Here is an 8236-nt window from a genome sequence, read left to right on the forward strand (position 1 = left end):
TCCTGCCAGAAAGAAGAGAGACCGATCAAAATAAGACTATTATTCAACAACGTTATCATAACTACTCCTAATATGGTGCCAATGACCGTACCCGATCCCCCAGTTATCCTAGTTCCACCCAATACCACCGGCGCTATAACACTCAGCTCGGTACCTACTAAATAAGTCGGATTGCTATAGCGAATCAGCGAAACATGAAGAACACCGGCTATTCCGGCTAGTATTCCAACATAACAGTAAATAAAAAATTGAATGTTGAAAACATTCATACCGGATCGTTTAGCTGCCTCCATGTCGCCGCCTATGGCATATATTCCTCTTCCTAACTGAGTGTAGGTAAGGATAAACCAGGTGAGAAGAGCAACAGCTATGAAAATCACGGTAAATATTGATAAACCAAAACTCCCTCCCTCAGGCTTAACCACAGTGAACACATTGGTGGCGCCAAACTTTTTAAAACAGTCCGGTAACTGTGCCGAATTAACCGCTTTGGTTCCAACCACAGTGAGCAGAATTCCATGAAAAACATTTAAGGTCCCCAGGGTAGCAATAAAGGTTGGAATTCTAAAGTAAGAAATGATTAGGCCATTTATTGCCCCTAAGCTTAACCCGACTAAACAGGAAATTAAAAAAGCAAAATAGATATTATCCACTCCACTGGCTATCAAAACGTTGGCTGCAATGTACTGGCCGGATATGGCGATTGCAGTAAAGGACATATCAATGCCACCAGAGAGGAGAACGACAAAAACTCCAATTGCCAAGATACCCAAGCTTGCACTACTTTTTCCCAGATCAAGTAAATTTTCAAAAGATAAAAAAGAGGGATTCAAAGATGTAACCAAAATAGAGTAAGCAACAATAATTAAAGACAAATACGCTTCGTTTTGATTAAATAATTTCTGGATTTGACTTCTACTAATCGTTCCAGTCATGGTCTTTATCCTTCACTATTTTTTGAATTACTCGACACTAAATCGAATAACTTATCCTCAGTTATATCAACAGTGTTTACTTCTCTTACAATTCTTCCATCGGCCATTACCAGTATCCGATTACAGTTACGCACTATTTCGGGAACTTCATCGGAAATCATGATAACTCCAATACCTTTTTGAGCTAACTGCCGAATCAAATTATGGATATTACTTTTAGAATTGACATCAATTCCAACGGTAGGGCTGTCTAAGATAAATACCTTGGGATTGGTGGCCAACCACTTGGCTATGACTACCCGCTGCTGATTTCCGCCGGATAGCGCCTGAACTGCTATTTCTAAAGAGGGAACATTGACATTCAATTCATCGATCCAGGTTTTGGCATATTCATATTTCTTGCTGTAATTGAGAAGTTTAGATTTAGTCAATAGTTTTTTCAAATTGGTGACGACTACATTATTTTGGATCGACTGTTTTAAAAACAAACCTTGATTAAGCCGGTCTTCTGGCAAATAACATAAACCCAAACTGATTGCCTTCCGGGGAGAGTTAATTTTTACTGGCTCTCCATTCATATATATTGATCCAGAATCAGGTTTATTCAAGCCAAATAAGGACAACGCTACTTCAGTTCTTCCTGAACCCAGCGATCCAATCATCCCGATTATTTCACCTGGCCTTAGCTTAAAGCTAATATCTTCAAATTGACTTTTCTTAGAAAGGTCTTTTATTTCCAATAGGGTTTTTTGATCTGCTCCTTCTTGATAGTTGAAAACCGAATGATCGATTTTTTTACCACTCATATAAAAAGAAAGGGAATCGTAATCTAATTCACCAGCGTTATAATCACCAACTTTTTTCCCATCTCTTAAAACCGTCACTTTTTCAGCAATTTGCAAAACTTCACTCAACTTGTGACTCACAAATAGTGTAGAAATTCCACTTTCTTTCAAATCTAAAATGACTGATAGGAGTTTATCAATTTCTTTCTTAGTGATAGCTGTAGTCGGTTCGTCCATGATGATGAGTTTGGCATTTCGTAGCAGGGCACGGCAGATGGCTACCAGCTGTTTATTGGCAATAGAAATATTTTCAACCTTTTCCTTTAGATCAAGTTCTTTTTTTATGGTCAATAAAACATTCGAAGCAATACTCTTGACTTCTTTCCAATTAATAATTTTCTTTTTTTCTTCAATCAGCTGATTAAGAGAAATGTTTTCGGCTACCGAAAGGTTGGGAAACAAGGATAAATCCTGATATATAACTTGAATCCCTTCATTGATTGAATCGATTGGTCTAAGATTTTTATAACTTTTCCCCTGGATAACTATTTCGCCACCATCTGGCTTAACCACTCCAGCTATAATTTTAATGAGAGTAGATTTGCCAGAACCATTTTCCCCGACCAAACAATGTACTTCGCCCTGACCGATTGACATACTGACATTATCTAAGGCTTGTACTCCGGCATATAACTTACTTACATTTTGAATTCTTAAAAAATCTTCAGCCATGGTATCCCTTCTAAAATAAGTGAGCTGGGAAGATAGTTCTTATTACCCAACTCACTTATTTTATCGTGTTCATTTTTGAAACTATGGTTTGACAAGGTCTTTTTTAAGGACACATAAAAGAAAAGGCAATTTCTATTAATAATTATTGATTATAAGTCGTAATCATCAACGTTTTCGGCAGTAACGTCATGCCAGGCCTGGCCATAAATCACTGGGAAGCCATGTTGATTATTTCGAATAGTGATACTTTCATAACCAGGTTTCCCTAAATCCATGCCTTCTTTGATTTCATTCCCTTTGAGAACTTCCCAAGCTACCTTGCAGGAGACATACCCAGCATCGGCTGGAATCCAGAAATGGATTGACTTGGCAGCTCCGTTCTTCAGGTAGTCATAGGCAACCGAGGGGAGGCAGGTTCCATAGGCTCCGACTTTGCCAATGAGACCTTTTTCTTCGATGGCTAATGCTGCTCCAGGTACAGTGCTCATGGCGCTTCCCATAACACCTTTAAGATTTGGATAGGTCCTTAACAATTCCAAGGTTTTTTCATAGGCAATTTGTTGGTTTTCCTGTTCTTCGATCCGATCGGTTACCAATTTCATGTTCGGATATTTTTCCTGTTGTTGGGCGATTTCAGCATCAACCCATTCATTATGGGTGGTTGAAGTAAGGTGGCCAACAAAACAAGCATATTCTCCTTCTAAATTCAAATCTTCTGCCATAACATCCATCATATGTCTTCCATAGGCATCGTTATCGAAGGCTTCAATATCAAAGGTTACCTGTTTTTGGTTGGAGGCTTCGTGGGTAAAAGTAAGGATTCCGGCATCATTAGCTTTTTTAAATACTGGCTCTAATGCAACCGGATCATTCGGTACGACGATAATGGCATCAACTTTTTTAGCGATGAGGTCTTCAATAAGGGCAATCTGAGAAGCTGGGTCAGCAGTGGCAGCACCAATTTGATAGGCGTTTACGCCGGTTTCCTTGGCAAATTCTTCTACGCCCAATCTCATGTTATCAAACCAAGCAACACCTTCAAGTTTGACAACCATAACAATTTCAAAATCAGTATCTTCAGCTTCGGCAACGACAAATAGGGAAAAGGTTAACAATAATACAGTAGAAAGAAACAATAAAAATTTAAATCTTTTCATTTTCATCCTCCCTAGAAAGTTATGAAAAATATTTTGTTACTGTATTTGCAAGAAAATTCCAAAAAGTTTTCGGATAGATACGTACTAAATAATTTCCTCTCTCACCTCCATTCTCAGGATTGAGGTGTCCTGGCTAAAATTACAAAAAGTACCTCCTTTCTCCTAAGTAAGCTTATAATTTTTTAAAGAATACCTATAAAAATAAATAACCAAAACTCAACCTCATTTTATCCCAATTCAATTTTTAAAGTCAATTTTTCTTAAGGAAATTTGGCCAAAACGTTTTAAACCCGAACGAAACTTATATAATTTTTTCATTTATTTAGAATAAATAGAAGTATCATGATAAAATTGAATAAGAAAGGGGATATTGACGTGTCAAAATTTAAATTTTCAGTTGGTCCCTGGAATGTTCATGAGGGAGCAGATGCCTTTGGCCCACCAGTAAGAGAAAGCATTCCGTTAAATGAAAAGATCAAGAAATTTAAAGAAATTGGTTTTGATGCAGTACAGTTTCATGATGATGACGTCGTTCCAGAGATGAACGATCTTTCCGATGCAGCCATTAAACAAAAAGCAAAAGAAGTCAAAAAATTATTAGAGGACAACGGATTAGAAGCCGAATTTGTCGCGCCCCGGCTGTGGATGGATCCCAGAACAATTGATGGGGGTTTCACTTCAAACCATCCTAAAGATCGAGAATTTGCTCTATGGAGAGCACTGAGATCGGTAGATATTGCCAATGAACTAGGATGCAACAAACTGGTTCTTTGGTTAGCCCGAGAAGGCACCCTTTGTTATGAAAGCAAAGACCCGATTCTTTCAGTGAATCGAATTGTTGAAGCTATAAACAAGATGCTCGAGTATGATAAGAATATTCGAGTACTCATTGAAACCAAGCCAAACGAGCCTATAGATAGAAGTTTTTGTCCAACCATTGGCCATGCGATTGCTTTATCATATAAAACCATTGACCCCGATCGAGTCGGCGCTCTTTTAGAAAGTGCTCATGCCATCTTAGCGGGTCTCGACCCAGCCAATGAGATTGCCTTTGGACTTGCCAACAAAAAGCTTTGGAGTGTTCATCTCAACGATCAAAATGGTATCAAGTATGATCAGGACAAAACCTTCGGTGTAGAAAACTTAAGACAGGCATTTAATCAGATAAAAATTTTAGTCGAAAATAACTATGGTAGGAATGGAGAGTATGTTGGTCTCGATGTAAAAGCCATGAGAACCCAAAAAATCGAAGATATTTACCGTCACCTTTACAATAGTCTTAAAATTGCTATAATCCTCGAAGACAAAGCCAACAAATTCGATTATACTTTCCAAAAGAAATGCGTTGAGGAGAGAAACTACGAAGCACTGGAAATGTATGTCCTTGAACTGATTATGAAAGGGTAAATAACGGTTCTGGTTATATATGATACAGATTAAATCGGTTCCCCCCTCATTTTTTTCCTCTCTCGTGATGGGAAAGAAAAAAAGAGAAAGGGAGGAGGCGAGGAAGAGGATCAATATAAATTTATTGCCGGAATTTTTAATTTTTTCTAATTCTTTGAGAAAGGAGGCTGTTTTTTGGTATTAAAGGAGTTTTTGTGTTTATGAATTTGTAAGAATTTAAAAAATGAAGGAGGGTTACAATAAGTGAAAAAATTGACGATAGTTTTTGTCTTATTGTTTTTGTTGATATCGATTTCAATAGTATGGGCTCAAGAAGAAAAGATTAATATTGTTCATTACCACTGGACCCAGCCTCCTTATGATGAAATTAATGCTCGTGCTGCAAAAACCTTTATGGAAAAATACCCCAATGTCAACATAGAAATCATTTTTATAGCCGATCCTGATATGCCTACCAAAGTCAGAACCGCGGCCCTTGGGGGAGGAGGAATGGACACTTTCGCCATGCCCAACATGCAATCAGCCTGGTTCATGGCTAATGGTATATGTGCAGAAATAATGCCTTCGGCGTTTGGTAAAGAGACCATAGAAGAAGTTCTGGAGATGTGGCAAGAAGGCTCATTACAAAAAACCGGAGGTTTTTACAACGGGAAATATTATGGCATTCCTTTTGAAATGAGTAGTTATGTGGCATGGATTAATACTGGCCACATGAAAGAAGCTGGTTTAGATCCAGTCGCCAACTTACCCAAAACCTGGAAAGAGTTTGTCGATACCTGCAGTAAGATGACGGTTCGTCAAAATGATGTCATAGTCAGAAACGGTTTTGCCATCAATCTGAAAGCTTCAGTATTTCCATTTTTAGTTCTCCATAGCTTTATGGAGCAAAAAGGCTTAGATTGGCCAACCGAACAAGGATTAAAGGACAGTTTGGATACACCAGAAGCTCTTGAGGCTTTAACAACTTTCACCAATTTTGCCACCAAAGATGGAATATTCAATCCCGGTCTCTTTGATGATGAAAGAGAAGGGTTTGGAAATGGTCTTTGCAGTAGCTTCCTTACCGGTGGAAGCTGGTATTGGGGTGTCCTCGACAGTTATTCGGTAGCCCGAGAAGATGTGGCACCGATACCCTATCCTCGTTTTGAAGGTGGAAAAGATATCGGTGGACCGGTTTATGGGTACTGTGTATTTGTAGCCGAGCAGAGCAAAAATAAAGAATGGGCTTGGAAATGGCTTGACCATCTTGCCAGCCAACCGGAAGCTTTCATAGAACATGGGTATTTCCAGCCCAGAAATTCTTTGGATCCAGCACTTGCGGATAAATACATACTGAATAATGACGTTTTTGATGCCGAGAGACGGAATGGCGCCGCTCTTCTTGCTTCTCCAAAATTTAGTGAAACTCAAGATGCCGTTGGAGAAGCCATACGTCGGGTTGTCTTCGGAGGAATGTCCAACGAAGAATCTATGAACGCCCTGAAGGAAGAATTAAGCGATATTCTTGAATAAGCCTGATGAAGGTTTCTCCAAAAATTTCTAAACAATAATAACTGAGGAGGGCATGGAAGTCCCATGAAGAAGAAAAGCATTGGAATTCAAAAAGCTACTTACTATAATCGGTTACAAAAACAAGGGTATATTTTTATTCTTCCAACCCTCCTGCTTTTCTCATTATTTCTTATTTATCCTATGTTAGATGCCTTTCGCCTATCGCTTTACGAATGGAATTTTGCCGGATCACCACTCTATATTGGGCTAAAAAACTTTATTAAGTTATTCACCACTAAAAGATTTTGGAGTTCCTATTCAGTCACCCTCCAATTCACCTTCCTTAGTGTCTTTCTTCTCATGTTTATATCCTTTTGGCTTTCTTTGGCTTTCACCAGCAAGTTGTGCTGGTTCAAACAATTATATCAATCGATGGTTTTCCTCCCGGTTATCCTGCCCATGGTTGCAATAGCTGTAGTTTGGAAATTTATGTTCCAAAGTACCGGATTGTTGTCGGTAGTTTTTCTGGATATATTTGGATGGAACATTCCCTGGCTTACATCAACCAAGGTAGCCCCCTATACTATGGTTTTGGTGAACGTTTGGAAATTCACCGGTTATTATATGGTCATGTTTATCGCTGGATTATTAAATATTCCTGATGTTTACCATGAGGCAGCGAAAATCGATGGAGCTGGTTTTTGGAGACGATTAGTACACATCACTCTGCCTCTTTTAAAAAATACTATAATTTTGGTTTTTGTATCCTGTGCCATATTTTCTTTCGGAACTTTTGCTTTGCAATATGTTATGACCGGCGGAGGACCAAGCCGATCTACCGAAGTCCTTACGCTTTTAATTTATAAAGAAGCTTTTGAATATACTAAGTTTGGTTATTCAGCGGCTATCTCGGTAATGTTTTTCTTGACTTTGTTTATCTTTTCAATCATTCAGCTGAAAATCTTTAGCTCAGAAGCTGAGGTCTAATGATCTAAGATTTGTAGGAGGGAGTGATAGGGTTGCATATTTCGAACCGTGGCAAATTAAAGATAGCTGCGTTGGTCTTAAATTTGGTTTTACTCATTATTGGAATTATCTATCTCATTCCTTTTATTTGGATGGTTTTATCCTCATTTAAGCTTAATGCCGATGTTTTATCGATTCCGATAAAAATACTACCCCGAACCTGGAATTTCCAAAGTTATCCTAACGCCTTGAATTACGCAGGGTATAATTTCCCCAGGTATTTTTTCAATAGTTTTGTCGTTTTGGTCTTTGCCGTCTTATTATGTTTATTTTTATCAGCCACAGCTGGATATGGTTTTGCCAAATACAAGTTTAAAAAGAATAAACTTCTTTTTGTTGTTGTCATGTCGACTCTGATGATTCCTTTTGAGGCGATTGTGATACCCTTGTTCCTCCTGATAACCAGGCTCAATTTACAAGATAACTACTTAGCTCTGATCATTCCCGGAGGTCTTACTGCTTTTGGCGTATTTCTAATGAGGCAGTTTTTTTATTCGATTCCCGATGAAATCATTGAAGCGGCAAGAATTGATGGAGCAACAGAGTGGCAGATATTTTGTCGAGTGTCAATGCCCTTGGCGAAAACTGCGGTTCTCTCTTTAGCTATTCTTCACGGACAATGGGTATGGAACCTTTTACTGTGGCCTTTAATTGTCATGTCAAAACCTGACATGCGAACTCTCCCCCAGGGAATCTCACTCTT

General features: G+C 38.6%; 7 protein-coding genes. 4 read left to right on the forward strand and 3 right to left on the reverse strand.

Going from position 1 to position 8236, the window contains the following annotated elements:
• From PLK24_RS05620 to PLK24_RS05630, 3 genes are all read right to left on the reverse strand, one after another.
• The coding region (locus tag PLK24_RS05620; protein ID WP_324477119.1) for an ABC transporter permease at positions 1 to 935 on the reverse strand (935 nt) is incomplete at its 3' end.
• 5 nt (positions 936 to 940) lie between these two features.
• Positions 941 to 2452 carry a sugar ABC transporter ATP-binding protein gene (locus tag PLK24_RS05625; RefSeq protein ID WP_324477121.1) on the reverse strand — a complete coding sequence of 504 codons (1512 nt, stop codon included), beginning with the start codon at positions 2450 to 2452 and terminating at the stop codon, positions 941 to 943.
• 149 nt (positions 2453 to 2601) lie between these two features.
• Complete coding sequence (locus PLK24_RS05630) at positions 2602 to 3609, reverse strand: autoinducer 2 ABC transporter substrate-binding protein (RefSeq protein ID WP_324477123.1); 1008 nt, start codon at positions 3607 to 3609, stop codon at positions 2602 to 2604.
• 375 nt (positions 3610 to 3984) lie between these two features.
• Between PLK24_RS05630 and PLK24_RS05635 the strand changes: the two genes are divergently transcribed.
• The 4 genes from PLK24_RS05635 to PLK24_RS05650 all read left to right on the forward strand — a co-directional run.
• Positions 3985 to 5016 (forward strand): sugar phosphate isomerase/epimerase family protein, encoded by a 1032-nt coding sequence (locus PLK24_RS05635; RefSeq protein ID WP_324477125.1) that lies wholly within the window; start codon positions 3985 to 3987, stop codon positions 5014 to 5016.
• Between the two features lie 243 nt (positions 5017 to 5259).
• Positions 5260 to 6528, forward strand: a complete 1269-nt coding sequence (locus PLK24_RS05640) for an ABC transporter substrate-binding protein (RefSeq protein ID WP_324477127.1) — start codon at positions 5260 to 5262, stop codon at positions 6526 to 6528.
• A 63-nt stretch (positions 6529 to 6591) separates the two neighbouring features.
• Positions 6592 to 7494 carry a carbohydrate ABC transporter permease gene (locus PLK24_RS05645; protein WP_324477128.1) on the forward strand — a complete coding sequence of 301 codons (903 nt, stop codon included), beginning with the start codon at positions 6592 to 6594 and terminating at the stop codon, positions 7492 to 7494.
• Positions 7495 to 7526: 32 nt separating this feature from the next.
• Positions 7527 to 8236 (forward strand): carbohydrate ABC transporter permease (locus tag PLK24_RS05650; RefSeq protein WP_324477129.1); only part of this gene is annotated, 710 nt, incomplete at its 3' end.

Origin of the sequence: Atribacter sp. (genome assembly GCF_035418125.1) — a bacterium.
GTDB lineage: Bacteria > Atribacterota > Atribacteria > Atribacterales > Atribacteraceae > Atribacter > Atribacter allofermentans.